Here is a 26433-nt window from a genome sequence, read left to right as displayed (position 1 = left end):
GGAAACGACCTCCGCATGAACGAACCCCTCAACGAATCCCACTACGATTCGAGCAACATCAAGGTACTCAAGGGCCTCGAGGCGGTGCGCAAGCGCCCCGGCATGTACATCGGCGATACCGATGACGGCACCGGCCTGCACCACATGGTGTTCGAGGTCGTCGACAACTCGATCGACGAAGCCCTGGCCGGCTACTGCGACAGGGTCGTGGTCATGATCCACGAGGATGGTTCGGTCAGCGTCGCCGACAACGGTCGTGGCATCCCGGTCGACATGCACCCGGAGGAGCACCGCTCCACCGCCGAGGTGGTGATGACGGTGCTGCATGCCGGCGGCAAGTTCGACGCCAACTCCTACAAGGTCTCCGGCGGCCTGCACGGCGTGGGCGTTTCCGTGGTGAACGCGCTCAGCGACCACCTGTGGCTGACCATCCACCGCGACGGCCATGAATACCTGCAGGAATACTCGCTCGGCGAGCCGCTGTTCCCGCTGAAGGAGGTCGGCCCGTCGGACAAGCGCGGCACTGCCGTTCGTTTTCTGCCCAGCCCGGCCACCTTCACCAGCAACATCGACTTCCACTACGAGATCCTCGCCAAGCGCCTGCGCGAGCTGGCCTTCCTCAACTCCGGCGTCACCATCGAGCTGAAAGACGAGCGCGGGGAAGGGCGCTCGGACACGTTTGCGTACGAGGGCGGCATCCGCTCCTTCGTGCAGCACCTGTCCCAGATGAAGACCCCGCTGCACCCGAACGTGATCAGCCTGACCGCAGAGCAGGACGGCATCGTGGTGGAGGTGGCGATGCAGTGGACCGACTCGTACAACGAGACGATGTTCTGCTTCACCAACAACATCCCGCAGCGCGACGGCGGCACCCACCTCACCGGCTTCCGCGCCGCGCTGACCCGCTCGCTGCAGAACTACATCGAGAAGGAAGGCCTGGCCAAGAACGCCAAGGTCGCCCTGTCCGGCGACGACATGCGCGAGGGCATGATCGCGGTACTGTCGGTCAAGGTGCCCGACCCGAAGTTCTCCTCGCAGACCAAGGACAAGCTGGTCTCCTCCGAGGTCAAGACGGTGGTGGAGCAGGTCGTCAACGAGAAGCTCGGCGAATTCCTGCTGGAGCACCCGAACGAAGCCAAGGCGATCGCCTCCAAGGTGGTCGACGCCGCCCGTGCCCGCGAAGCCGCCCGCAAGGCGCGCGAGATGACCCGGCGCAAGGGCGCGCTGGACATCGCCGGCCTGCCCGGCAAGCTGGCCGACTGCCAGGAGAAGGATCCGGCGCTGTGCGAACTGTTCCTGGTCGAGGGTGACTCCGCCGGCGGTTCGGCCAAGCAGGGCCGCAATCGCAGGACCCAGGCGGTGCTGCCGCTCAAGGGCAAGATCCTCAACGTCGAGAAGGCGCGCTTCGACCGCATGCTGGCCTCGGCCGAGGTAGGCACCCTGATCACCGCGCTCGGCACCGGCATCGGCAAGGACGAGTACAACCCCGACAAGCTGCGCTATCACCGCATCATCCTGATGACCGATGCCGACGTCGACGGCTCGCACATCCGCACCCTGCTGCTGACCTTCTTCTACCGCCAGATGCCCGAGCTGATCGAGCGCGGCCACATCTACATCGGCCTGCCGCCGCTGTACAAGGTGAAGCAGGGCAAGCAGGAGCTGTACATCAAGGACGACACTGCGCTGAACGACTACCTGATCTCCAGCGCGGTGGACAACGCCGCGCTGGAGTACAGCCCCGAGGCGCCGCCCATCACCGGCGAGGCGCTGGAAAAGCTGCTGCGCGGCTACCAGAGCGCGCTGGACCAGATCGCCCGACTGGCACATCGCTTCGACCCCGCGGTGCTCACCGCGATGCTGGAGCATCCGCCGCTGGTGCCGGCGCTGTGGGCCGATGCCGAGGCCATGCAGGGTTGGCTGGACGCCGTGACGCTCAAGCTCAGCGCGAGCGGGCTGGGCAAGCCGCATTACACGTTGCGCCTGCGACCGGCGCACGCCGACGCCGCCGGCGCGGCGCAGCCGGCGGCCATCGAGGTGATCCGCGAGCAGCATGGGCTCAGCCACACCTGGTTCCTGCCGCAGCCGTTCTTCGGCAGCGCCGAGTTCCGTCCGATCCTGGCGATCAGCCAGCAGATCGCCGGCCTGGTCCAGCCCGATGCAGTGGTGCGCCGGGGCAATGCTTCGCGCGGCATCCTCCGCTTCGTCGACGCCCGCAACTGGTTGCTGGAGGAGGCCAAGAAGGGGCGCAGCATCCAGCGCTTCAAGGGCCTGGGCGAAATGAACCCGGAGCAGCTGTGGGATACCACGGTCAACCCGGAAACCCGCCGCATGCTGCAGGTCGGCATCGAGGATGCGATTGTCGCCGACCAGATGTTCTCCATGCTGATGGGCGAGGCGGTCGAGCCGCGGCGTGATTTCATCGAGGCCAACGCGCTCAAGGTTGCCAACCTGGATATCTGACGAGGCACCACCGGCGCCGGCCGTGACGTGGCAGGCGCCGGCAGCCGGTGATCGCCGACCGCCGCTGAGCAAGCCTGGGGCGCGCGGCCTTCGGCGACACTTTAGTTTGTGCCTAACCTGTTGATCTGAAAAGATCTTTTATGCCGCAGCGCAACTTGTTATCCGGGCCCGGATAGGGTTACGCTGCAAGACCCGCCTGTTTGCGTCGACACGTACCGGCCTTGCGATGAGGAACCCCATGAAACAGCTTCGAAGCTTCACTCTGCTGGCCACCGCGGCCTTGCTGCTTGGTCTGCTCGCCAGCCCGGCATGGGCCCGGAAGCAGCACGACGACAAGTCCAAGCAGACGAGCGAGTACCCCGACAGTACGCGCACCGCGCCGAAGCTCGACCTCACCAAGACGCAGGACCAGAAGCAGCTGCAGGAAGGTTTCGATGCCCTCAACAAGGGCGATGCCGCCACGGCCGAGGCGACCCTGCAGAAGCTGCTCGACGACAGCAAGAGCAAGTACGCCCAGGCCATGGCGCTGCGCGGGCTGGCCGTGCTCAAGTACAACGCGCAGGACTTCAAGGCCGCGATCGGCCTGCTGCAACGCGCCCTGGACAACGGCATGCTGCCAAACGACGACTACTTCGCCATGCAGTACATGATGGCTGTCGCGCAGCAAGCCGACGGCCAGTACCAGGCCTCGCTGGACACCCTCAAGAAGTGGCGTGCCGAGGGCAAGAAGGAAACTGCCGAATCGTATGCCGTCGAAAGCAACGACCTGTATCGTCTGGAGAAGTACCCGGAAGCCATCGCGGCCGTAAAGAAGGCCAAATCGCTGACCGACAAGCCCGAACCGCAGTGGGACCAGATCCTGATGGCAAGCTATGCCGCCAGCGGGCAGAACGACCAGCTGGTGCAGATGGCGCAGGACAACCTCGCCGCGCATCCGGATGACCCGAAGGTCGTCGAGGCCGCCATCCAGGCGCTCCAGCAGGCGGGGAAATACCCCGAGGCGATCAAGGTCATGGAAGATGCCCGTGCCAAGGGCCTGCTCGGCAACGAAGCGGACTACGTGCTGCTGGCTTCGCTGTACTACAACCAGGCGCTGTCCAGCGAAGAGCCCAAGCCGATGGCGGACAAGGCGGTCGCCGTCATCAAGGAAGGCATGAGCAAGCAGATCATGCAGCCCAGCGCGGAGAACTACGTGCTGCTGGGCAAGGCCGACTACGTGGCCGGCGACATCCCGGCGGCCACGCAGGCGTTGCAGAAGGCGCTGCCGCTGGCCACCGACGGCGAGCCCGCGCTGCAGATCGCCAACATCGAACTGACCAACAACCATTACGCCAAGGCCAAGACGATGGTCAACCAGGCCATCAGCAAGGGCGTGAAGCACATGGGCAACGCCTACCTGGTGCTGGCCGAGTGCGAGCGGGGGCTGAACAACAAGGCTGCGCGCGTCGCCGCATTGAAGAAGGCCGCGCAGCAACCGGAAAGCGCCGACCGGGCCAACGAATTGCTCAAGAAACTGGGAGCTGCAGGCAAGTAGCCATCCGGCGCAGCGCTGGCGAGCGTGGACGTCCATTTCACGCCCCGCCAGCGCTATACAAAAGCCATGGCGTGTTGTAACGTTGAAAACCTTTCACTGCGCATTGCTTCAGCAAACCCGTGGCGGGTTCCGTCAGGTCCAACCAGACGGCTCCCGACAGGTCACTGCGGCGATGCGATCCCCCGATTGATCAGCTTCCAGATAGTGACAGATGGCCTCTAGTAACGAAGAAACCGGGCGTTTTAGTTGGAAGCGGACCTGGGCATTGGCCGTGGCCATCGGGCTGCACGCATTTGCCTTCCTGCTGATCGTGGCGCCGATGGCGCCGCCCAATCAAAACCACAAGGAAAAGGAAAAGATCGTCCAGGTCAGCTTCATCGAGCCGCCACCGCCGCCGCCGCCGCCACCGCCGCCGCCGCCGGAGCCGCCGAAGCAGCCGCCGCCGAAGATCATCCAGCAGGTCAATCCGCCGCCGACCCCGCCGCCGCCGACGCCGCCGCCGCCGGTGACCGAGGTTTCCGCCAATGCCGTGCAGGCGCCGCCACCGGCACCTCCCGCGCCGCCGGCGCCGCCACCGGATATCGCGGCCGGTTCGGACCTGAGCTACGGCACCCGTCCGAGTCCGCCGTATCCGCCGATGGCCGCCCGTCAGCGCCATGAGGGCACGGTGGTCCTGTTGATCCTGGTTGGCCTGGACGGATCGCCAAAGTCCGTCGAGGTGGAGAAATCCAGCGGCTATCGCGAGCTGGATCGAGCGGCCAAGGACTGGGTCATGCGCCACTGGAAGTTCAATCCAGAGGTGAAGGCCGGCAAGAAAGTGGAGGGCTATGCTCGTGTCCCCATCAACTTCAATCTCAGTGGCTAGAGATAACCACTTCAACCCGCCGTAATCGGGCGACAGTCGATTACGGTCACAGTTCACGCTTGACTTTTCTAGGGTAGCGTTATGTTCCTTCAGACTCCTGCTGCAACCGGCAATACCAACGCCGAAGCCATGAAACAGATGGGCTTCGAGAACCTGATGCAGAACTTCGACTGGCTCGGCTGGGTGGTCTTCGTGACCCTGGTCGCGATGTCGTTCCTGTCCTGGTACTTCATCATCGCCAACGGCATTCGCAATGCCACCGTGAAGGCACGGGCGGACAAGGTCATCGACGGTTTCTGGGGCAATGGCTCGACCCAGGACGCCATCCGTGAGCTGGAAGCGCAGCCCAAGAGCGAGCCGTTCTCCAAGATCGCGCTGGAAGCCGCTTCGGCAATGGCGCACCACCAGCAGAGCACTACCGGCACCGCCGGTCGCCTGGCGGAATCGCTGAGCCGCTCGGAGTTCATCGACCGCGCCCTGCGCCAGGCCGTGGCTCGCGAGAGCATGCGTCTGGAAGGCGGCATGACCCTGCTCGCCACGGTGGGCTCGGCCGCGCCGTTCGTCGGTCTGCTCGGTACCGTGTGGGGCATCTACCACGCCCTGATCGGCATCGCCGCCACCGGCAACGCCTCGATGAACGCGGTGGCCGGTCCGGTGGGTGAGGCGCTGATCATGACCGCCTTCGGTCTGTTCGCGGCCATCCCGGCGCTGTTCGCGTACAACTTCTTCAACCGCTCGAACCGCGTGGTCTACGCCCGCTTCGACGAGTTCGCGAACGACCTGCATGACTTCTTTGCAACCGGTTCGCGCATCGAAAGCACGAAGTGAGGGATTGACCCATGGCCGTAAGCCTAGGTGGTGATTCCACGGGCCCGATGTCGGAGATCAACGTCACGCCGCTGGTCGACGTGATGTTGGTGCTGCTGATCATCTTCATGATCACGGCTCCCCTGATGTCGCACTCGGTCACGATCGATTTGCCCATCGCCAACCCGAATGCCAAGACGCCTGATCCGAAGACGCCGCCGATCGACCTGGCGATCAAGGTCGATGGCAGTCTGTACCTCAACGATCAGCCGGTGACCGATGCGGAACTGCGCGCCAAGCTGCTGGTGGAAGCGCAGCTCACGCCGCAGCCCCAGCTGCAGATCCGTGCCGATCGCGAAGTGCAGTTCATGGTGGTGAAGAAGATCATCAGCGATGCGAAGGGTTCGGGCATGGTGCATGTCGCCTTCATGACCACCGACGCACCGAAGGGATAATTCGAGATGGCGATTTCAACCAAAAGCAGCGGCGGTGCGATGGCGGAGATCAACGTCACGCCGTTGGTCGACGTGTTGCTCGTGCTGCTGATCATTTTCATGATCACGGCACCGATCCTGGCGCACAAGATCGAGGTCGATCTGCCGCAGCCGAACAAGGATGTGATCCCGCCCTCCAATCCGCCCAGCCCGATCAATCTGAAGATCGATCAGAGTGGTGCGTTCTACTGGAATGGCACGCCGGTCGACGAGCTGGGCCTGAAGGCGCAGCTGGCGGTGATCGGCCAGCAGTCGCTGCCGAACCAGCCGGAGATCCAGATCGCCGCCGATGACCACGTGGCCTACGAGTATGTGGCGCGGGTGCTGGCCGACGCCAAGAGCTACAACCTGGTGAAGATCGGCTTCAACGAAGCACGCTGAGCTCGGCGCAAAACGATCCAGGCAAGAGCCCCGCTTCGGCGGGGCTTTTGTTTTCAGAGCTCGGCACCGCGCCGTACCCCGGGAGGTGCCCGCTTGAGCGACGGGTCGCTCGCGTGAAGCGCTTGCCGGGCACGTCCGCCACGGCTCAGCGCAGGATCTGCAGGTAGTGGCGCACGGTGGTGGCCAGCCCTTCGTACAGGGCCTCGCCGATCAGGGCGTGGCCGATCGAGACCTCGGCGAGGCCGGGGATCGCGGCCTTGAAGGTGCCGAGGTTGGCCTGGCTGAGATCATGTCCGGCGTTGACCGCCAGGCCGGCCTGCTGGGCGCGGCGGGCGGTGTCGGCACATGCCGCCAGCGCCGCCGCGGGGTCGCCTTCGGCGAAGGCCTCCGCATACGGGCCGGTGTAGATCTCGATGCGCTGTACGCCGATGGCCGCGGCCAGCTCGAAATCGCCGCTGCCCGCGTCGACGAACAGGCTGACCCGGCAGCCCAATGCATTCAGCTCATCGACCAGCGGCCTCAGGCGGGTGGTTTCCTGGCGCAGGTTGAAGCCATGGTCCGAGGTGATCTGGCCGTCGCTGTCCGGCACCAGGGTTACCTGGGTCGGGCGGACCAGGCGCGCGAGTTCGATCAGGCCGGGGTAATCGCCGCGCGGACCCGCGAACGGGTTGCCCTCGATGTTGTACTCGACCCGCCCGCGCAGCATCGCGGCCAGCGCACGGACGTCATCGGGCCGCACATGGCGCTGGTCCGGGCGCGGATGCACGGTGATGCCGCCGCAACCGGCCTCGATGCAGGTCTGCGCGGCATGGCAGATGTCGGGGCTGCGGCCGCCGCGCGAGTTGCGCAGGACGGCGATCTTGTTGAGGTTGACGCTGAGCAGGGTCATCGCGGAAACCACTCCGGGGCGGGAAGAATCGGCTGGCTGGCCCGGCAGCACGCCATGCCGACGGGTGACAGTGCGCCGATCATTCGATGTCGGCAAGCAGTGTCGCCGCGCGCACCTTGCGCGGCGACCCGCGCCAGGCCAGCGCGGCGACCAGTTCCGGCGCGAGGTCGAGCCGCTGCAGTTGCCAGGCGCCGACATCTTCGCCGTCGAAGCGCAGCAGCTGCAATGGTTGCGGCGGCGCCGCCACGCGCAGCCGCTGCAGTCCGTAGCCGATGCCGCGTCCATGCGCCTTGAGCAGCGCTTCCTTGGCCGTCCACAGTGTCAGGAAAGCGTCATCGCGCGCGTCCACGGGCAACGCCGCCAGCGCCGCCGCCTCTGCCGCGTCGAAGAAGCGCCGGGCCAGCGCCAGCGCACGCGGCCGGGCTCGCCGGCGCTCGACGTCGACGCCCGGCGCGATGCCACGGGCGATCGCCACCAGCGCATGGTCACCGCTGTGCGACCAGTTGAAATCCAGTGCCGCGCCGTGGCGCGGATCGAGCCGCGGCCGTCCATGCGCGTCCTGCGTGAGCTGCAGCTCGTCGGCGTCGACGCCGAGATATGCGGCCAGTATCCGCAACAACGGCAGACGACCGGGTGCGCGGCGGTTGCCCAGATGCCAGACGTGCACCGTCTGGTCGTCCAGTTGCGCGGCAGCGGCTGCGGGAAGGGGCGGGAGCGTGTCGGTCATCCCGCTCATGGTGCGGCCCGTCGCGTCGCGGTACAAGCGACGCGATGGCGCTTGTGTCAACGCGGCAGGCGCGACGTGCCCATCAGGAACTCGTCCACCGCCTGCGCGCACTGGCGGCCTTCCCGGATCGCCCACACCACCAGCGACTGGCCACGGCGCATGTCGCCGGCGGCGAACACCTTGTCGACGCTGGTGCGGTAGGCGGCGCCGCCGTCGACCTTCGCCGCCGCATTGCCGCGCGCGTCCTTGTCCACGCCGAAGGCATCGAGCACGGCTTGCGCAGGCGACACGAAACCCATCGCCAGCAGGACCAGGTCCGCCTCGATCTCGAACTCGCTGTCCGGCACCTCGCTCATGCGGCCCTCGTGCCATTGCAGCCGCACCGCGGTCAGGCTGCGCACGCGGCCCTTGCCGTCGTCGTTGAAACGTTTGGTGGCTACCGCCCAGTCGCGCCGGCAACCCTCCTCGTGCGAACTGGAGGTGCGCAGCCGAATCGGCCAGTACGGCCAGGTCAGCGGCTTGTTCTCCTGCGCCGGCGGCTGCGGCAGCAGTTCGAACTGGGTGATCGCCGCGGCGCCCTGGCGGTTGGAGGTGCCCACGCAGTCCGAGCCGGTGTCGCCGCCGCCGATCACCACCACCTGCTTGTCGGTGGCAAGGATCTGCGACGCCAGCGCGTCGCCGGCCAGTACGCGGTTCTGCAGCGGCAGGAAGTCCATCGCGAAGTGCACGCCGTCCAGTTCGCGCCCGGGCAGCGGCAGGTCGCGCGGGGTCTCGGCGCCGCCGGCCAGCACCACCGCGTCGAAGTCCTGCTGCAACTGCGCCGGCGTCAGCGCGAGCTGCCCGTCCTTCGCGTCGGCGGCGTTGCCGACATACACGCCAGGGCGAAACTGCACGCCCTCGACGCGCATCTGATCGAGGCGGCGGTCGATATGCTCCTTCTGCAACTTGAAATCGGGGATGCCGTAGCGCAGGAGCCCGCCGAAGCGGTCGCTCTTCTCGAACACGGTGACCGCGTGGCCCGCACGCGCGAGCTGCTGTGCCGCGGCCAGGCCGGCCGGGCCGGAACCTACCACGGCCACGCTCCAGCCCGTGCGCCGCGCGGGTGGCTGCGGGCGCACCCAGCCTTCCTCCCATGCCTTGTCGATGATCTTGTGCTCGATCGACTTGATGCCCACCGCATCGCTGTTGATGTTCAGCGTGCACGCCGCCTCGCACGGGGCCGGGCAGATGCGGCCGGTGAACTCGGGGAAGTTGTTGGTCGAATGCAGCACCTCGATCGCGCGCTGCCAGTCCTGCCGATAGACCAGGTCGTTGAAGTCCGGGATCACGTTGTTGACCGGGCAGCCCTGGTGGCAGAACGGGATGCCGCAATCCATGCAGCGCGCGGCCTGGATCGCCGCGCCGGCGTCGTCCAGCTGCGGGGTGAACTCGCGCCAGTGGCGCTTGCGCAGATTGGGCGCCTCGCCGGGTTCCGGCACGCGCGGGTAGTCTAGAAAGCCGGTGATCTTGCCCATGATCGTTGTCTCCCCGGGCCGCTCAGGCCGTGATGGCTCGTGTGCCGGGCGCCGTCGCCGCCCGACCGGCTTCGCCCAGTGCGCGCCGGTATTCGTGCGGCATCACCTTGACGAAGTGCGTGCGCGCGTTGATCCAGTCGTGCAGGATCGCCTTGGCGCGGAAGCTGCCGGTGGCGCGGAAATGGCTTTCCAGCAGACGCCGCAGGATCGCCTCGTCAGTCTCGCCGGGGGCTCCGCGCACCGGCGCGTGCCAGAGTTCGCGCGGCACGCGCAGTTCCTGCTCGACCGTGGAGAGCAGCGGCTCGAGCGCCACCATCGCGAGATTGCAGCGCGCCTGGAACTGCACGTCCGGGTCGTACAGATAGGCCACGCCACCGGACATGCCGGCGGCGAAGTTGCGCCCGGTTTCGCCCAGCACCACCACGGTGCCGCCGGTCATGTATTCGCAGCCGTGGTCGCCGACGCCTTCCACCACCGCGGTGGCACCGGAGTTGCGCACGGCGAAGCGCTCGCCGGCGACGCCGTTGAAGAACGCCTCGCCGCCGGTGGCGCCGTACAGCACCGTGTTGCCGGCGATGATGTGTTCGGGACCGAAGCCGTGGAAATCGTTGGGCGAACGCACGATGATGCGGCCGCCGGAGAGCCCCTTGCCCACGTAGTCGTTCGCCTCGCCGACCAGGTCGAAGGTGATGCCGCGCGCCAGGAACGCGCCGAAACTCTGCCCGGCCACGCCATCGAGCTGCACGTGGATGCTGTCGTCCGGCAGGCCGGCGTGGCCGTGCCGCCGCGCCAGCGCGCCTGACAGCATCGCGCCGACCGAACGATCCGTATTGCGGATCGCCACGATGAAGCTGCAGCGCTCGCCCTGCTCCAGCGCGGCGCGCGCCTTGTCGATCAGCGCGTGGTCGAGCGCGCGCGCGAGGCCGTGGTCCTGCTCGTCGACATGGCGCCAAGCCACGTCGGCAGGCACCGCCGGGCGGTGGAACACGCGGCTGAAGTCGAGCCCGCGCGCCTTCCAGTGCGCGATGCCCCGGCGCACGTCCAGCAGGTCGGCGCGCCCGACCAGTTCGTCGAAGCGGCGAATGCCGAGCTGCGCCATGATCGCGCGCGCTTCCTCCGCCACGAAGAAGAAGAAGTTCACCACGTGCTCGGGCTTGCCGGCGAACTTGCGCCGCAGCACCGGATCCTGCGTGGCCACGCCGACCGGGCAGGTGTTGAGGTGGCATTTGCGCATCATGATGCAGCCTTCCACCACCAGTGGCGCGGTGGCGAAACCGAACTCGTCGGCGCCGAGCAGGGCGGCGACCACCACGTCGCGGCCGGTCTTCATCTGGCCGTCCGCCTGCACCCGGATGCGCCCGCGCAGTCGGTTCAGCACCAGCGTCTGCTGGGTCTCGGCCAGGCCCAGTTCCCACGGCGTGCCGGCGTGCTTGATGGACGACCACGGCGAGGCGCCGGTGCCACCGTCGTGGCCGGCGATCACCACGTGGTCGGCCTTGCACTTGGCCACGCCCGCCGCGACCGTGCCCACGCCGACTTCGGACACCAGCTTCACCGAGATCGACGCCTGCGGGTTGCAGCTCTTGAGGTCGTGGATCAGCTGGGCCAGATCCTCGATCGAGTAGATGTCGTGGTGCGGCGGCGGCGAGATCAGGCCCACGCCGGGCACCGAGAAGCGAAGTTGCGCGATGTAGTCGGACACCTTGTGGCCCGGCAATTGGCCACCCTCGCCCGGCTTGGCGCCTTGCGAGATCTTGATCTGGATCTGGTCGGCCGAGACCAGGTACGCCGCGGTGACGCCGAAGCGGCCCGAGGCCACCTGCTTGATGCGCGAGCGCAGTGAATCGCCGGGTTCGAGGGCGAGGTCGCTCTCGATGCGATCGGCGCCGAGGATGCTGCCCAGCGTTGCGCCCTCGCCGATGGCGATGCCGCGCGCCTCGTCGCGGTAGCGCGCCTCGTCTTCGCCGCCTTCGCCGGTGTTGGACTTGCCGCCGATGCGGTTCATCGCCACCGCCAGCGTGGCGTGCGCCTCGGTGGAAATCGAACCCAGCGACATCGCGCCGGTGGCGAAGCGCTTGACGATCTCCGCCGCCGGCTCCACCTCGTCCAGCGCGATCGCGGCCGTCGGATCGATGCGGAATTCGAACAGCCCGCGCAAGGTCAGCTGGCGGCGCGTCTGGTCGTTAATCAGCCGCGCATATTCCGCATAGGTCGTCGCACTGTTGGCGCGGGTGGCGTGCTGCAGCTTGGCGATGGAATCGGGCGTCCACAGATGGGCTTCGCCATCGGCTCGCCAGGCGTATTCGCCGCCGCCATCGAGTGCCTGACCTGCGTCGTGGGCCCACGCCGCCTCGTGCTGGCGCAGCGCCTCGGCGGCCAGCTCGAACAGGCCGATGCCCTCGATCGTGCTGGCGGTGCCGCTGAAGTACGTTTCCACCAGTTCGCTGTTCAGCCCCACCGCTTCGAAAATCTGCGCGCCGGTGTAGGACATGTAGGTGGAGATGCCCATCTTGGACAGCACCTTCTGCAGCCCCTTGCCGATCGCCTTGATGTAGTGCGCGATCGCCTGCTCCGCGGCGATCGCGCCGCTGTCGGCCGCATGGCGGGCCAGCGTCTCCATCGCCAGGTACGGGTGGATCGCCTCGGCGCCGTAGCCGGCGAGCAGGGCGAAGTGGTGCACTTCGCGCGCCGAGCCGGTCTCCACCACCAGGCCGGTGCTGGTGCGCAGGCCGCGGCCGACCAGGTGCTGGTGGACCGCCGAGGTGGCCAGCAGCGCCGGGATCGCCACCCGCTCGCGGCCCGCGTGGCGATCCGACACGATCAGGATGTTGTGGCCCTGGCCGATCGCGTCGATCGCCTGCGCGCACAGCGAGGCCAGCCGCGCCTCGATGCCCTGCTTGCCCCACGCCGCCGGGTAGGTGATGTCCAGCTCGAAGCTGCGGAACTTGCCCTTGGAGTAGCGGCCGATCTTGCGGATCTTCGCCATGTCGGCGACGTCGAGGATCGGCTGGGCCACCTCCAGTCGCAGCGGCGGATTGACGTTGTTGATGTCCAGCAGGTTCGGTTTCGGGCCGATGAAGGAAACCAGCGACATCACCAGCTGCTCACGAATCGGGTCGATCGCCGGGTTGGTGACCTGGGCGAACAGCTGGCGGAAGTACTGGTACAGCGACTTGTTCTGCTCCGACAGCACCGCCAGCGCCGCGTCGTTGCCCATCGAGCCGATCGCCTCCTGGCCGTCGTGCGCCATCGGCAGCAGCTGGAATTTGAGGTCTTCCAGCGTGTAGCCGAACATGCGCTGGCGTTGCACCAGCTGCTCGCCCGCGGGCGGCTCGACGTGGCCGACCGGCAGGTCGTCCAGGCGGATGCGGATGTGCTCGATCCACTGCTTGTACGGCCGCGCATTGGCCAGCTGGTCCTTCACCTCCTTGTCGTCGATGATGCGCCCCGCTTCCATGTCGATCAGCAGCATGCGGCCTGGCTGTAGCCGCCACTTCTTCACGATGCGCGGCTCAGGCACGGCGAGCACGCCGGCCTCGGAGGCGAGGATCACCAGGTCGTCGTCGGTGATGAGGTAGCGCGCCGGGCGCAGGCCGTTGCGGTCCAGCGTGGCGCCGACCTGGCGGCCGTCGGTGAAGGCGATCGCGGCCGGGCCGTCCCACGGTTCCATCATGGCCGCGTGGTATTCGTAGAACGCGCGGCGGTTGTCGTCCATCAGCGTGTGACGCTCCCATGCCTCGGGAATCATCATCATCATCGCGTGCGCCAGCGGGTAGCCGGCCATGGTCAGCAGTTCGAGGCAGTTGTCGAACGAGGCGGTGTCGGACTGGCCCGGGTAGATCAGCGGCCACAGTTTGGCCAGGTCCTCGCCGAGCACCGGCGAGGAGATCGCGCCGGTGCGCGCATTCAGCCAGTTGACGTTGCCCTTGACCGTGTTGATCTCGCCGTTGTGCGCGACCATGCGGTACGGGTGGGCCAGCTCCCATGCCGGAAACGTGTTGGTGGAAAAGCGCTGGTGCACCATCGCCAGCGCCGACACCGCGCGCGGGTCGGCGAGGTCGGGATAGTAGGTGCCGACCTGGCCGGCCAGCAGCAGGCCCTTGTAGACCACGGTGCGGGTGGACATCGAGGGCACGAAGTACTCGCGCCCGTGCTTGAGCTTCAGCGCGCGGATAGCGTGGCTGGCGGTCTTGCGGATCACGTAGAGCTTGCGCTCCAGCGCGTCGGGGACCATCACGTCCGGGCCGCGGCCGATGAACAGCTGGCGGATCACCGGCTCGCTGGCCCTGACCGCCTCGGACATCGGCATCGCGTGGTCGACCGGCACGTCGCGCCAGCCCAGCACGCGCTGTCCCTCGGCCCGCACGGTGCGTTCCAGCTCCTGCTCGCAGGCGCGCCGCGAGGCGTGCTCCTTGGGCAGGAAGATCATGCCCACGCCGTACTCGCCCGGCGGTGGCAGCGCCACGTCCTGGCGGGCCATCTCCTCGCGATAGAGCTGGTCGGGCAGCTGGATCAGGATGCCGGCGCCGTCGCCCATCAGCGGGTCGGCGCCCACCGCGCCGCGGTGATCCAGGTTGCGCAGGATCGACAGGCCCTGCGCGATGATCTGGTGACTCTTGCGCCCCTTGATGTGCGCCACGAAACCCACGCCACAGGCGTCGTGCTCATGCCGTGGATCGTACAAACCCTGCGCGCGCGGCTGATCCATGGTCGGTTCCAGGAACAAGGGGGTGTCCCGACTATAGTGCGATGCAGCAAAAATACGCAAGCAAAATCAAATAGCCGTCTATATGGCCGTTTGGAATGGATCGCCGGAGCGGACTGGCCATGCCGGACGGCGGACCGTCGCCCGGCTGCCCGTGCGGGGAACCCCGGTGGCAGCCGGGCGGTTCTCGTTTTCGGCCGGTGGCTCTGCTAGCGTGGCCCGGCCGCACCGGTCGGTACGGCGCTTGCTCGGGGAGGCGCTCGATTGATCCAGGGTTGGCTGCTGCTGCTGGTGTCGCTGCTCTACGTGGGGCTGCTGTTCGTGGTGGCCTGGGCGGGCGATCGTCGGCCGCTGTACCCGCGCCAGCCGCGCCTGCGTCCGATCGTCTACAGCCTGGCGCTGGCGGTCTACTGCTCGTCGTGGACGTTCTACGGTGCGGTCGGCACGGCGGCGCGCGACGGCCTGGCCTACCTGCCGATCTACCTCGGCCCGATCCTGCTGTTCGTGTTCGGCTTCGGTCTGCTGCGCCGGCTGGTGCAGACGGTGAGGCAGCGCAACATCACCTCGATCGCCGACTTCATCGGCGCGCGCTTCGGCAAGTCGCACGGCCTGGCGGCGCTGGTGGCGGTGATCGCGGTGGTGGCCGTGGTGCCGTACATCGCGCTGCAGTTCAAGGCGGTGGCGATGTCCTACGGCGTGCTCGGCGGCGCGGCGTTCGGTGCGGTCAAGGCCGGCGGCGTGGACAGCGCGCTGTGGTGCGCGGTGCTGCTGGCAGCGTTCGCGATCCTGTTCGGCACGCGCAGCATCGACGCCACCGAACACCATCATGGCCTGATGCTGGCGATCGCGCTGGAGTCGCTGATCAAGCTGCTGGCCTTCGTGGCCCTGGCCGGCTACGCGCTGTGGCACGGCCCCGGCCTGGCCAGCACCCTGCGCCTGCCGCTGGATCAGCTGGAGATCGATCCCTCGCCCGGTTTCGTGGCGCAGACCATGCTGGCGTTCTGCGCGATGTTCTGCCTGCCGCGGCAATTCCAGATCGGCATGGTCGAATGCGAGGACACCGGCGACCTCACCCGCGCGCGCTGGCTGGTGCCGCTGTACCTGGCCGTGATCAGCGCGGCGGTGCTGCCGATCGTCGCGGCGGGCGCGCACATGCCGCAGGTGCGCGGCGGCGCGGCCGATGCCTGGGTGCTGACCCTGCCGCTGGCGCTCGGCGACCGCGGCATGGCGCTGCTGGCTTTCATCGGCGGCTTTTCGGCGGCTACCGGCATGGTGATCGTGGCGGCGGTGGCGCTGTCGACGATGATCAGCAATGACCTGGTGATGCCGGCGCTGTTGCGCATCCGCGCGTTGCGGCTGGAACAGAGCAGCGACCTGTCGCAATGGGTGCTGGGCGTGCGGCGGGTGGCGATCATCGGCCTGGCGCTGATGGCGTACGCCTATTACCGCGTCGCCGCGAACGCGGAAAATCTCGCCGCCACCGGCCTGCTGGCGTTCGCGGCAGTGGCGCAGTTCGCGCCGGCGCTGATTGCGGCGTTGTACTGGCGCGGCGCCAGCCGCCGCGGCGTGATGGTGGGCCTGGTCGCGGGTTTCGCGGTATGGCTGTACACGTTGCTGTTGCCGGCACTGATCCGCTCCGAGGCGTGGCTGCAGCACGGCCTGTTCGGCTGGGACTGGCTGCGCCCGCAGGCGCTGTTCCACCTGAGCGGCTGGGATCCGGTGATGCACGGCACGTTCTGGTCGTTGCTGGCCAACGTCGGCTGCCTGGTGTTCGTCTCGCTGCGCCTGCGCCCCAGCCTGGAGGAACGCCTGCACGCGGCGATGTTCATGGAGGCCGACCCGGCCAGCGGCGGCGGCAGCGGCGACTGGCGCGGCCGCGTGGCGGTGGCCGACCTGCGCACCATCGCCGAACGCATCGTGGGCGAGCGCGCCAGTGCGCGCGCCTTCGACGAATACGGCCAGCGCCGCGGCAAGCCTCTCCTGCCGGGCGAAGCGGCCGATCGCGCGCTGATCCAGTACACCGAACGCCTGCTGGCCTCCGCCGTGGGCGCGGCCAACGCACGGCGCATCCTGATCAGCGCGCTGTCCGGCAGCGGCCTGGACGTGGCCGAGTCGATGGCCCTGCTGGACGAGGCCGCGCAGGAGCTGCGCTTCAATCGCGAACTGCTGTCCACCACGCTGGAGAACGTTTCGCAGGGGATCAGCGTGGTCGACGCGCAGATGCGCCTGGTGGCGTGGAACCGGCGTTATCTGGAGTTGTTCGATTATCCCGACGGCATGGTCCACGTCGGTGTGCCGGTAGCCGAGCTGATCCGCTGGAACGCAGAACTGGGCGAATGCGGCCCCGGCGAAGTGAACGGCCATGTGGCCAAACGCATCGAGCACATGCGCGCCGGATCCTCGCACCTGTTCCAGCGCGTGCGCCCGGACGGCACCGTGATCGAGATGCGCGGCCGCGCGTTGCCCGGCGGCGGCTACGTCACCACCTATACGGACGTCACTGCCTACAAGCACGCCGAACAGGCGCTGATCGAGGCGAACGAGACGCTGGAGCAGCGTGTCGGGCAACGCACCGCGGAGCTGTCCGACGCCTTGCTGGCCACCGCGCAGGCGCGCCGCGCGGCGGAGACTGCCAACATCTCCAAGACCCGCTTCCTCGCTGCCGCCAGCCACGACCTGCTGCAGCCGCTGAACGCCGCCCGATTGTTCACCTCGGCCCTGCGCCAGCATCCCGGACTGGACGCCGAGGCCAGCGGCCTGGCCGAACGCATCGACGCCTCGTTCCGCGCCGCCGAGGACCTGCTTGATGCATTGCTCGATGTTTCGCGGCTGGACGCGGGCAGCTACCGTCCCGACGTCGGCGCGTTCGCACTGGCCGAACTGTTCGACTCGCTGCAGGCGCAGTTCGCCCTGGTCGCCCGCCAGCGCGGCTTGCACCTGCGCGCGATGCCGACGCGGCTGGCGGTGCGCAGCGATCCGCAGCTGCTGCGCCGGATCGTGCAGAACTTCCTCTCCAATGCGCTGCGCTACACCAGCACCGGCAGCGTGCTGCTCGGTGCGCGGCGGGTGGGTACGGACACGGTGCGCATCGAGGTGTGGGATTCCGGCCCCGGCATCGCGGCGGAGCAGCGTACGCGCATCTTCGATGAGTTCCAGCGGCTGGAGCAGCCCTCGCCGTGGGGCGAGAAGGGGCTGGGTCTTGGCCTGTCGATCTGCGATCGGCTGGCCGGCATCCTCGGTCATCGCCTCGATCTGCATTCGCGGGTCGGCCACGGCAGCTGTTTCGCGGTGAGCGTCCCGCGCAGCGCTGCGGTGCCGCAGCGGCACCGGCGCGTGCAGCACGTGGGCAGCGACCAGCAGTTGCCGCTGACCGTGCTGTGCCTGGACAACGACGTGGCCATCCTCGACGGCATGCGTGCGCTGCTCGGTCGCTGGGGCGTCGATTGCCGCGTCGCCGCCGACGTGGCGCAGGCGGTCGACGTGCTGGCCCGCGGCCCGGTGGACCTGATCCTGGCCGACTACCACCTCGCCGACGGCCTCGACGGCGTGCAGGCCCTGCAGCAACTGCGCGCCGCCGTGGGCGAACTGCCGCCGGTGGCCATGATCACCGCCGACGGCAGCAGCGAGCTGAAACAGCGCGCCCGCACGCTGGGCTATCCGCTGCTGCACAAGCCGGTGCGCCCGGCGGCGTTGCGGGCGCTGCTGACGGCGTTGGTGCGCAAGCAGGATGGCAAGGGCGCGACGTGAGCCGGCTGCGCACGGAGGTGCACTCGCGAATCCTGAGCCCTGGACCTCGAACGGGGCGAAAGGCCGGCGGGCGGTTCTCTCGAGACCGTTCGGGCTGAGCGTAGCGCTGCAGGCGCGAAGTCGAAGCTTTGCACCGGACGCGCCCTTCGACTCCGCCGCTGCGCGGCTACGCTCGGGGTGAACGGTGAGGGTGGGGCGGGCAGCGCCCGCCAGCTTCCCGAAGCTGGAATCCCTTGCCCGAATCCCGAATCCCGAACTTCAGTCGTCGTCAGCCGGCAACGGCTGCATCGCGCCGGGCTCAATGGCCAGCTGGCTGGCGATCAGCGCGACCTGGGTGCGGTTGTTGACGCCGAGCTTGCGCATGATCGCGGTCATGTGCGCCTTCACGGTGGCTTCGGAGACGCCCAGTTCCCAGGCGATCTGCTTGTTGAGCAGGCCTTCGGCGATCATCGTCATCACGCGGAACTGCTGCGGGGTCAGCGCGGCCAGTTGCGCGGCAGCCGCCGCTTCGCCGGATTCCAGTTCGCCGGCGGCGCCGAGCAGGCGCGACGGCAGCCAGGTATCGCCATCGAGCACCGCGCGCACGGCGGCCACGATCTCCTCGCCGGAACTGGATTTGGGAATGTAGGCCAGCGCGCCATGCGCCAGTGCGCGGCGCGCCACCTGCGCTTCCTCGTGGCCGGATACCACGATCGTCGGCAGGCCCGGGTGCTGGCCGCGGATGTGCGCCAGCGCGGAGTAGCCGCGCGCGCCGGGCATGTGCAGGTCGAGCAGCAGCAGTTCGGCGTCCGGGAACTGTTCGATCAGGCCGAGCAGCGCGTGCACGCTGTCGGCGCTGTGCACGCGCGCCTGCGGCACGGCGGTCAACACGGCGCGCTGCAGCGCATCGCGGAACAGCGGGTGGTCGTCGGCGATCAGGATGTCGGGCATGGGGCGAGGAGTGAGTGGTGAGGAGCGAGAAACGAGAGAAAGCGTAAAGCTTGTTCCTGGCATTTACTCACTTCTCACTCCTCTTCACTCACTTCTGTTTACTTGATCAACCGCTCGTCGACCAGCTTCTGCACCACGCCGGGATCGGCCAGGGTGGTGATGTCGCCGAGCTGGTCGGGCTTGTTCTCGCCGATCTTGCGCAGGATGCGGCGCATGATCTTGCCCGAGCGGGTCTTGGGCAGGTTGCTGGCCCATTGCAGGTAGTCGGGCGTGGCGATCGGGCCGATCTCCTTGCGCACCCAGGCCACCAGTTCCTTGCGCAGCTCGTCGCTGCCGGTTTCGCCGGCCACCAGCGAGACGTAGGCATAGATGCCCTGGCCCTTGATGTCGTGCGGGCAACCGACCACGGCGGCCTCGGCCACCTTCGGGTGCGCCACCAGTGCGCTCTCCACCTCGGCGGTGCCGAGGCGGTGGCCGGACACGTTGATCACGTCGTCGACGCGGCCGGTGATCCAGTAATAGCCATCCTCGTCGCGGCGCGCGCCGTCGCCGGAAAAATAGTTGCCCGGATAGGCGCTGAAATAGGTCTCGATGAAACGCTGGTGGTCGCCGTAGATGGTGCGCACCTGGCCCGGCCAGGAGTCGGTGATCAGCAGATTGCCCTCGGCCACGCCTTCCTGCACGGTGCCTTCGGCGTCGACGATGGCCGGCTTCACGCCGAAGAACGGCAGCGTGGCCGAGCCGGGCTTGGTGGCGATCGCGCCGGGCAGCGGCGAGATCATGATGCCGCCGGTCTCGGTCTGCCACCACGTGTCGACGATCGGGCAGCGCTCCTCGCCCACCACGCGGTAGTACCACTCCCACGCTTCCGGGTTGATCGGCTCGCCCACCGAGCCGAGCAGGCGCAGCGACTTGCGCGAGCACTTCTTTACCGGGCCCTCGCCCTCGCGCATCAGCGCGCGGATCGCGGTGGGCGCGGTGTAGAAGATGCTGACCTGGTGCTTGTCGATCACCTGCCAGAAACGGCTGTGGTCGGGGTAGTTCGGCACGCCTTCGAACATCACCGTGGTGGCGCCGTTGCACAGCGGGCCGTACACCACGTAGCTGTGGCCGGTGACCCAGCCGACGTCGGCGGTGCACCAGTAGACGTCGTCCTCGCGCAGGTCGAACACCTGCTCGTGGGTGTAGCTGATGAACACCAGGTAGCCGCCGGTCGAGTGCTGCACGCCCTTGGGCTTGCCGGTGGAACCGGAGGTGTACAGCACGAACAGCGGGTGTTCGGCCTCGACCGGGGTCGGCGGGCAATCGGCGGATTGGCCGTCCATCAGCGTGTGCCAGTAGCGGTCGCGCGGCGACTGCATGTGCACCGCGCCGCCGGTGTGGCGCACCACGATCACCGTCTCCACGCTGTTGGTGCCGGGGCGCTCCAGCGCCGCATCCACGTTGACCTTGAGCGGAATGTGCTTGCCAGCGCGCAGGCCCTCGTCGGCGGTGATCACCACCTTGGCCTGCGAGTCGACGATGCGCCCGGCCAGCGAGTCGGGCGAGAAGCCGCCGAATACCACCGAGTGGATCGCGCCCAGGCGCGCGCAGGCCAGCATCGCCACCGCCGCCTCGGGGATCATCGGCAGGTAGATCGCCACGCGGTCGCCCTTGACCACGCCCAGGTGCTTCAGCGTGTTGGCGAACTTGCATACCTCGGCGTGCAGCTCGCGGTAGGTGATCTTGCGCGAGTTGGCCGGATCGTCGCCCTCGAAGATGATCGCCACCTTGTCGCCGCGCTTGGCCAGCTGGCGGTCGAGGCAGTTGGCCGACACGTTCAGTTCGCCATCCTCGTACCAGCGGATGTGCAGGTCGTTCTTGTCGAACGAGACGTTCTTGATCTTGGTCGGCGGCCTGGTCCAGTCCAGGCGCTGCCCGACGCGAGCCCAGAAGCCTTCCGGGTCGCTCACCGACTCGGCGTAGAGGCGTTCGTAATCGTCGTGGCGCAGGCGCGCAGCGGCGGCAAACGAGGGATCGACCGGATAGACCTTGGACATGGCTGGGCTCCTGCTGGCGAGTGCCGCGATGGACGAGGCGAGGTGTCGCGGCGGGCATCGACGCCCGGCGACGTGCGGAATTCGAGTGTAGCCCGATCGTCGCGGAGGTGGTGGCGCGCCGCCGGCTCGACTTTGGTCGAACTTCGACCAATGGCGAATAGTCGCGCGCGCTGCAGCATGGCCATGCTCGGCCCGTCATCGAATCCCGGGGAGACGCACGCATGGCCACGCGACAGACCCACCACCGTTCCGCGCTTGCCCTGAGCCTGGCCTGCGCGTTGATGCTTCCGCTGGCGGCGCACGCGCAGAGCGACTCGCGCGAGCAGCAGCTCGAACAGCGCGTCGCCCAGCTCGAGCAGCAGTTGAACGAATTGAAGGCGATGATCCAGGCGCAGAAGGCCGCGCCCGTCCAGCCCGCGGCACCGGCGCAGGCCGTGGCGGCCGCACCGGCACCGGCGGCGCCGGTGTTTAGCAGCGCGCCGGGCGTGTCGGTGGCGCTGCACGGCTTCGTCAGCGCCAGCGCGTTCAGCCAGAGCAAGAGCTTCACCTACGGCAACGGCCAGAATGCGCTGTTCCCGGTGCCCGGTTCCAGCGGCTCGCTCAGCGGCGTCGACGTGCGCAACACGCGCTTCTGGCTCGACTTCAAGGGCGCCCAGTTCGCCGGCAACTGGAGCGGCGGCGGCCGCATCGAGATGGACTTCTTCGGCGGCTTCAACGGCACCGGTCCGTACAGCCAGCAGCAGCCCACGCCGCGCCTGCGCCAGGCCTACATGGACCTGACCAATCCGGAGAGCGGCACTACCGTGCGCATCGGCCAGCAGTGGGATCTGATGTTCCCGATCGACAACTCGCCGACCTCGCTGGCGCACATCGCGTTCCCGCTGGGCTTCGGCTCCGGCTTCGGCGGCTGGCGCTTCCCCGGCGTGGTGGTGATGCAGGATCTCAACCACGGCAGCACCGGCGTGCAGTGGCGGCTGGACGTGGGCGCGTTCGAAGGCACCTGGAACGGGCCCGGCAACAACGTCAACTACCTCACCGCCGGCAATGCCGGTTTCCGCCCGCAGGTCGAGGCGCGATTGCACGTGCAGGACAAGAACTGGCTGGCCTACTTCACCGCGCACTACAGCAAGGTCGACCTGCGCGGCGTGGGCGGCACCGCGTCGACACCGATCCGGTCCGGCGTGAACAGCACCGGCTACGAGATCGGCGGGCAGTGGAAACCGGGCCCGTGGACATTCAAGGGGCTGGCCTACACCGGCAACGGCCTGGGCCAGGTGTTCGGCGCGATGTCGCAGTTCGGCGACATCAAGGAGCGCGGCGGCTTCGTGCAGGCCGGTTACGGCTTCACCCCGAACTGGGGCCTGTACGCGTTCTATGCCTACAGCAAACCCGACAGCAAGGACGTGATCGCCTGGATGGGCAACGGCTCGACCGGCCTGCTGCGCAACCGCCAGACCGCGCTGAGCCTGCAGTACACCGCCGGCTCGTACGACCTCAGCGCCGAATGGATGCACGACAAGCTCGACTCCACCAGCAACGGCACGGATCGCAAGACCACCACCGGCAACCAGCTCAGCCTCAACGCGCTTTATCGCTTCTGAGGTTCATGGCGGCGTGCCCCGGCGCGCCGCCGAGCAACCTCCCGCCCAGGCGGGAGGGTGACGAGGTGCGGTCCGGGGCAAGGGACGGTCCGCACCTTCCGACTTCTCCCCAGTGTTCCGGGCAGAGGCATCTCACACTATTCGGGAGGGAAACATCATGGCCACCAATGCCATCGACGCCATCGGCAGCAAGGCCGGCGGTGCGCTCGACGTCAGCCACAAGCGGGTGATCCTGGCCTCGAGCCTGGGCACCGTGTTCGAGTGGTACGACTTCTACCTGTACGGCTCGCTCGCCGTCATCATCGGGCACCAGTTCTTTTCGGGACTGAACGAGGCGAGCCAGCTGGTGTTCGCCCTGCTGGCCTTCGCCGCCGGCTTCGCCGTGCGTCCGTTCGGCGCGCTGGTGTTCGGCCGCGTGGGCGACCTGGTCGGGCGCAAGTACACCTTCCTGATCACCATCGTGATCATGGGCCTGTCCACGTTCTTCGTCGGCCTGCTGCCCAGTTACGGCTCGATCGGGCTGGCCGCGCCGGTGATCCTGATCGCGCTGCGCATGCTGCAGGGCCTGGCGCTGGGCGGCGAGTACGGCGGTGCAGCCACCTACGTGGCCGAACACGCACCGCAGGGCAAGCGCGGCCTGTACACCAGCTTCATCCAGATCACGGCCACCTTTGGCCTGTTCCTGTCGCTGCTGGTGATCCTGGGCTGCAAGTGGCTGCTGGGCGACAAGTTCGACGACTGGGGCTGGCGCATCCCGTTCCTGCTGTCCTCGCTGCTGCTGGCGGTGTCGGTGTATATCCGCCTGCAGCTGGCCGAATCCCCGGTGTTCAAGCAGATGAAGGAGGAGGGCAAGACCTCCAAGGCGCCGCTGACCGAGTCGTTCGCCCGCTGGGGCAACCTCAAGCTGGTGCTGCTGGCGCTGTTCGGCGCCACCGCCGGCCAGGCCGTGGTGTGGTACTGCGGGCAGTTCTACGCGATGTACTTCCTCGGCAGCACGTTGCGCATCGACGCCACCACCACGCAACTGCTGATCGCCGCCGCACTGCTGATCGGCACGCCGTTCTTCGTGGTGTTCGGCTGGCTTTCGGACAAGATCGGGCGCAAACCGGTGGTGCTGGCCGGCTGCCTCCTGGCGGCGCTGACCTATTTCCCGATCTTCAAGGGCATTACCCACTACGGCAACCCGGCGATCGAGGCAGCCAGCACCAGTGCACCGATCACGGTGATCGCCAACCCGGCCGACTGCCATCTGCAGATCAACCCCACCGGCACGGCAGTGTTCACCAGCTCGTGCGACATCGCCAAGAGCACGCTGGCCAAGCGCGGCGTGCCGTACGCCAACCAGGAGGCCGCCGCCGGCACGCTGGCATCAGTCACCGTGGGCAGCCAGACGATCGCCGCGTTCGACGGCAAGGGCCTGTCCAAGCCGGACTTCGCCGCACAGAGCAAACAGTTCGCCGCCAGCCTGGGCAGCTTGCTCGATGAGGCCGGCTATCCGGCCAAGGCCGACCCGGCCAACAGCAACTACCCGATGCTGGTGGTGCTGCTGACCCTGCTGGTGCTGTACGTGACCATGGTCTATGGCCCGATCGCGGCGTGGCTGGTGGAGATGTTCCCCACCAACATCCGCTACACCTCGATGAGCCTGCCGTACCACATCGGCAACGGCTGGTTCGGCGGCTTCCTGCCCTCGGTCTCGTTCGGCATCGTGGCACTCACCGGCAACATCTACTCGGGCCTGTGGTATCCGGTGATCATCGCGGCCATGACCTTCGTGATCGGCTTCCTCTTCGTGGCCGAGACCAAGGACGTGGACATCAGCGCCTGAGCCGTTCGCGGGCGTTCCAGAAGAAGAAAGCGCAGCGACGCAAGCCGCTGCGCTTTCTTGCCTGCAGGCCTCAGGCGCGCTTGATCAGGCCGATGATGACCAGCAGCACGATCGCGCCGATCATCGCATACACGATGCTGGTGACGATCGGGCTGCCCAGGCTGAAACTCACGCCCAGTGCGGGCAGCAGCCAGCCGGCGAGGAAGGCACCGATGATGCCGACGACGATGTTGCCCAGCAGGCCGAAGCCGAAGCCGCGCACGATCAGGCCGGCGAGCCAGCCGGCGATGGCGCCGATGACGAGGAAGATGATCAGGGCGGTGGCGGTCATGCGAACTCCTTGAAGTGGAAGGGTGGGCGACGCGGTGCTGGCCATCGCGCCGCCCAAGCGTCCGCGCTCTGGTGTGGATGCCCCGTGAGCGGGGCCGATGTCGCGCCGGCTGAGACCTCCCCGCGGCACACTGGCCCGATGGAAGACCCCGCCGCCTCGCAGGCACCGCCGCCTTCCGCCGCGCCGGGCGCGGCGATCAAGGGCCGCGGCGCCGCGTCCAATCCGGAAGGCCGCTTCGAGCACATCCGCCGCCAGGCGGAGGACGACGACTGGCAAAGCGCGCTGCTGGACGAGGACGCGCCGCGCCCGCGCACCGAGGTCACCGACGAGCGTGCCCGCAGCGTGATCAGCCGCAACGATTCGCCCGACATCGCCTTCACTCAGGCGATCAATCCCTACCGCGGTTGCGAGCACGGCTGCATCTACTGTTTCGCGCGCCCCTCGCACAGCTACCTCAACCTGTCGCCGGGCCTCGACTTCGAAACGAAGATCCGTGCCAAGGGCAATCTCGCCGAGGTGCTGCGCGCGGAGCTTGCCAAGCCGAACTACAAGGTCAGCCCGATCAACATCGGCAGCAACACCGATCCGTACCAGCCGATCGAGAAACGCTGGCGACTGACCCGCGCGGCGCTGGAACTGCTGGCCGAGTGCCATCACCCGTGCACCCTCGTGACCAAGAACGCGCTGGTCGAGCGCGACCTGGATCTGCTGGCCCCGATGGCGCGCGAAGGGCTGGTGCAGGTGCTCGTCTCGGTGAACTCGCTGGACAACCGCCTCGCCGCGAAGCTCGAGCCGCGCGCCAGCGCGCCGCACCGGCGGATCAAGGCGATCCGCGCGCTGGCCGACGCCGGCGTGCCGGTCGGCGTGCTGGTGGCGCCGATCATCCCCGCGCTCAACGACAAGGACATGGAAGCGGTACTGGCGCAGGCCTTCGATGCCGGCGCCCGCAGCGCCGGCTACACCACGCTGCGGCTGCCGTGGGAACTGAAAACATTGTTCCGCGAATGGCTGGCGCTGCACGCGCCGCAGCGCGCCGGGCACGTGATGAGCCTGCTGCAGCAGATGAACGGCGGCCGCGACTACGACAGCAATTTCGCCACCCGCATGCACGGCTCCGGGGTATTCGCCGACCTGCTGCGCCGTCGCTTCGACGTCGCCTGCCGCCGGCACGGCTTCGGCCGCGCCCGCGAGCTCAGCCTCGACACCTCGCGTTTCGTGCCGCCGCGCCAGGCCTCACCGCAGGGTGAGTTGTTCTGAGCGGATGCGTTGCGCGGAAGCTTCACGCGACACTGATGACAACCCGGTTCAAATGGACTGCCATGAACGGCGGGCGGCGCATTGGTCGCCCCGGAGACGGTGATGTCCTCGTTTGCGCTCTATCTGATCGGCATGATCATCGTGATCGGCGGTCTCGCCTGCGGTGCCTATCTGCTGCATGCGCCCACGCAATGGATCGGCGTCGGCGTGGTGGTGTTGCTGGGCATCGGCATCGTCGGCGCGGTCACCCACACGCGTCGGCGCGACCCGCCCGAATCGTGAGGGATGCCTGCCGGCGCGGGCCGGCAGGCAAGCCGCTGA

At 67.8% G+C, this 26433-nt stretch carries 18 protein-coding genes; 11 read left to right on the top strand and 7 right to left on the bottom strand.

Features of this window, described 5'->3' with window-relative positions; all coding sequences use genetic code 11:
- Positions 1-15: 15 nt before the first annotated feature.
- The 6 genes from gyrB (at position 16) to ACFCQI_RS07170 (ending at position 6544) form a co-directional block, all read left to right on the top strand.
- Positions 16-2463 carry a DNA topoisomerase (ATP-hydrolyzing) subunit B gene (gene gyrB, locus ACFCQI_RS07195; protein ID WP_395120762.1) on the top strand — a complete coding sequence of 816 codons (2448 nt, stop codon included), beginning with the start codon at positions 16-18 and terminating at the stop codon, positions 2461-2463.
- Positions 2464-2701: 238 nt separating this feature from the next.
- The gene (locus ACFCQI_RS07190; RefSeq protein ID WP_395120761.1) at positions 2702-3997 is read left to right on the top strand and encodes a tetratricopeptide repeat protein; all 1296 of its coding nucleotides are present in this window, start codon (positions 2702-2704) and stop codon (positions 3995-3997) included.
- A gap of 211 nt (positions 3998-4208) precedes the next feature.
- A complete protein-coding gene (locus tag ACFCQI_RS07185; RefSeq protein ID WP_395120760.1) occupies positions 4209-4862 on the top strand; it encodes an energy transducer TonB in 654 nt (217 codons plus the stop codon).
- An 81-nt stretch (positions 4863-4943) separates the two neighbouring features.
- Entirely contained in the window at positions 4944-5690 is a 747-nt protein-coding gene (locus tag ACFCQI_RS07180) for a MotA/TolQ/ExbB proton channel family protein (protein WP_395120759.1), read from the top strand.
- 11 nt (positions 5691-5701) lie between these two features.
- Positions 5702-6124, top strand: a complete 423-nt coding sequence (locus ACFCQI_RS07175) for an ExbD/TolR family protein (RefSeq protein ID WP_395120758.1) — start codon at positions 5702-5704, stop codon at positions 6122-6124.
- A gap of 6 nt (positions 6125-6130) precedes the next feature.
- Complete coding sequence (locus ACFCQI_RS07170; protein ID WP_395120757.1) at positions 6131-6544, top strand: ExbD/TolR family protein; 414 nt, start codon at positions 6131-6133, stop codon at positions 6542-6544.
- 145 nt (positions 6545-6689) lie between these two features.
- Here the strand turns inward: ACFCQI_RS07170 and ACFCQI_RS07165 are convergent, their stop codons facing one another.
- From ACFCQI_RS07165 to ACFCQI_RS07150, 4 genes are all read right to left on the bottom strand, one after another.
- The gene (locus ACFCQI_RS07165) at positions 6690-7433 is read right to left on the bottom strand and encodes a pyridoxine 5'-phosphate synthase (RefSeq protein WP_395120756.1); all 744 of its coding nucleotides are present in this window, start codon (positions 7431-7433) and stop codon (positions 6690-6692) included.
- Between the two features lie 79 nt (positions 7434-7512).
- On the bottom strand, positions 7513-8160 hold the full coding sequence (locus ACFCQI_RS07160; RefSeq protein WP_395120755.1) for a 4'-phosphopantetheinyl transferase superfamily protein: 648 nt from the start codon (positions 8158-8160) through the stop codon (positions 7513-7515).
- A gap of 56 nt (positions 8161-8216) precedes the next feature.
- Complete coding sequence (locus ACFCQI_RS07155) at positions 8217-9674, bottom strand: glutamate synthase subunit beta (RefSeq protein ID WP_395120754.1); 1458 nt, start codon at positions 9672-9674, stop codon at positions 8217-8219.
- Between the two features lie 22 nt (positions 9675-9696).
- Positions 9697-14382: a glutamate synthase-related protein gene (locus ACFCQI_RS07150; RefSeq protein WP_395120753.1), complete on the bottom strand. Its 4686-nt coding sequence runs from the start codon at positions 14380-14382 to the stop codon at positions 9697-9699.
- Positions 14383-14643: 261 nt separating this feature from the next.
- Between ACFCQI_RS07150 and ACFCQI_RS07145 the strand changes: the two genes are divergently transcribed.
- Positions 14644-18126: a NahK/ErcS family hybrid sensor histidine kinase/response regulator gene (locus tag ACFCQI_RS07145; RefSeq protein ID WP_395120752.1), complete on the top strand. Its 3483-nt coding sequence runs from the start codon at positions 14644-14646 to the stop codon at positions 18124-18126.
- A gap of 258 nt (positions 18127-18384) precedes the next feature.
- On the opposite strand, the gene ACFCQI_RS07140 is transcribed toward ACFCQI_RS07145, so the two are convergent.
- Together ACFCQI_RS07140 and acs are read right to left on the bottom strand one after the other, a co-directional pair.
- The gene (locus ACFCQI_RS07140; protein WP_395120751.1) at positions 18385-19056 is read right to left on the bottom strand and encodes a response regulator; all 672 of its coding nucleotides are present in this window, start codon (positions 19054-19056) and stop codon (positions 18385-18387) included.
- A gap of 98 nt (positions 19057-19154) precedes the next feature.
- Positions 19155-21095 carry an acetate--CoA ligase gene (gene acs, locus ACFCQI_RS07135; RefSeq protein WP_395120750.1) on the bottom strand — a complete coding sequence of 647 codons (1941 nt, stop codon included), beginning with the start codon at positions 21093-21095 and terminating at the stop codon, positions 19155-19157.
- A 221-nt stretch (positions 21096-21316) separates the two neighbouring features.
- Here acs and ACFCQI_RS07130 point away from each other — a divergent pair, with 221 nt between their 5' ends.
- The gene (locus ACFCQI_RS07130) at positions 21317-22696 is read left to right on the top strand and encodes a hypothetical protein (protein WP_395120748.1); all 1380 of its coding nucleotides are present in this window, start codon (positions 21317-21319) and stop codon (positions 22694-22696) included.
- A gap of 157 nt (positions 22697-22853) precedes the next feature.
- Entirely contained in the window at positions 22854-24524 is a 1671-nt protein-coding gene (locus ACFCQI_RS07125) for an MFS transporter (RefSeq protein ID WP_395120747.1), read from the top strand.
- 70 nt (positions 24525-24594) lie between these two features.
- On the opposite strand, the gene ACFCQI_RS07120 is transcribed toward ACFCQI_RS07125, so the two are convergent.
- Positions 24595-24855 (bottom strand): GlsB/YeaQ/YmgE family stress response membrane protein, encoded by a 261-nt coding sequence (locus tag ACFCQI_RS07120; RefSeq protein ID WP_395120746.1) that lies wholly within the window; start codon positions 24853-24855, stop codon positions 24595-24597.
- Positions 24856-24993: 138 nt separating this feature from the next.
- Here ACFCQI_RS07120 and ACFCQI_RS07115 point away from each other — a divergent pair, with 138 nt between their 5' ends.
- Both ACFCQI_RS07115 and ACFCQI_RS07110 read left to right on the top strand, forming a co-directional pair.
- Positions 24994-26112, top strand: a complete 1119-nt coding sequence (locus ACFCQI_RS07115; protein ID WP_395120745.1) for a PA0069 family radical SAM protein — start codon at positions 24994-24996, stop codon at positions 26110-26112.
- Between the two features lie 102 nt (positions 26113-26214).
- The gene (locus ACFCQI_RS07110; RefSeq protein ID WP_395120744.1) at positions 26215-26394 is read left to right on the top strand and encodes a hypothetical protein; all 180 of its coding nucleotides are present in this window, start codon (positions 26215-26217) and stop codon (positions 26392-26394) included.
- Positions 26395-26433: the final 39 nt, after the last annotated feature.

The sequence above is a fragment of the Rhodanobacter sp. FW102-FHT14D06 genome (assembly GCF_043950705.1).
Taxonomy (GTDB): Bacteria; Pseudomonadota; Gammaproteobacteria; order Xanthomonadales; family Rhodanobacteraceae; genus Rhodanobacter.
This window is presented reverse-complemented; position numbering and strand designations above follow the sequence as displayed.

Coding starts and splice junctions, on each gene's coding strand:
- gyrB (WP_395120762.1), top strand. CDS start 16: ATGAACGAACCCCTCAACGAATCCCACTACGATTCGAGCAACATCAAG.
- ACFCQI_RS07190 (WP_395120761.1), top strand. CDS start 2,702: ATGAAACAGCTTCGAAGCTTCACTCTGCTGGCCACCGCGGCCTTGCTG.
- ACFCQI_RS07185 (WP_395120760.1), top strand. CDS start 4,209: ATGGCCTCTAGTAACGAAGAAACCGGGCGTTTTAGTTGGAAGCGGACC.
- ACFCQI_RS07180 (WP_395120759.1), top strand. CDS start 4,944: ATGTTCCTTCAGACTCCTGCTGCAACCGGCAATACCAACGCCGAAGCC.
- ACFCQI_RS07175 (WP_395120758.1), top strand. CDS start 5,702: ATGGCCGTAAGCCTAGGTGGTGATTCCACGGGCCCGATGTCGGAGATC.
- ACFCQI_RS07170 (WP_395120757.1), top strand. CDS start 6,131: ATGGCGATTTCAACCAAAAGCAGCGGCGGTGCGATGGCGGAGATCAAC.
- ACFCQI_RS07165 (WP_395120756.1), bottom strand. CDS start 7,433: ATGACCCTGCTCAGCGTCAACCTCAACAAGATCGCCGTCCTGCGCAAC.
- ACFCQI_RS07160 (WP_395120755.1), bottom strand. CDS start 8,160: ATGACCGACACGCTCCCGCCCCTTCCCGCAGCCGCTGCCGCGCAACTG.
- ACFCQI_RS07155 (WP_395120754.1), bottom strand. CDS start 9,674: ATGGGCAAGATCACCGGCTTTCTAGACTACCCGCGCGTGCCGGAACCC.
- ACFCQI_RS07150 (WP_395120753.1), bottom strand. CDS start 14,382: ATGGATCAGCCGCGCGCGCAGGGTTTGTACGATCCACGGCATGAGCAC.
- ACFCQI_RS07140 (WP_395120751.1), bottom strand. CDS start 19,056: ATGCCCGACATCCTGATCGCCGACGACCACCCGCTGTTCCGCGATGCG.
- acs (WP_395120750.1), bottom strand. CDS start 21,095: ATGTCCAAGGTCTATCCGGTCGATCCCTCGTTTGCCGCCGCTGCGCGC.
- ACFCQI_RS07130 (WP_395120748.1), top strand. CDS start 21,317: ATGGCCACGCGACAGACCCACCACCGTTCCGCGCTTGCCCTGAGCCTG.
- ACFCQI_RS07125 (WP_395120747.1), top strand. CDS start 22,854: ATGGCCACCAATGCCATCGACGCCATCGGCAGCAAGGCCGGCGGTGCG.
- ACFCQI_RS07120 (WP_395120746.1), bottom strand. CDS start 24,855: ATGACCGCCACCGCCCTGATCATCTTCCTCGTCATCGGCGCCATCGCC.
- ACFCQI_RS07115 (WP_395120745.1), top strand. CDS start 24,994: ATGGAAGACCCCGCCGCCTCGCAGGCACCGCCGCCTTCCGCCGCGCCG.
- ACFCQI_RS07110 (WP_395120744.1), top strand. CDS start 26,215: ATGTCCTCGTTTGCGCTCTATCTGATCGGCATGATCATCGTGATCGGC.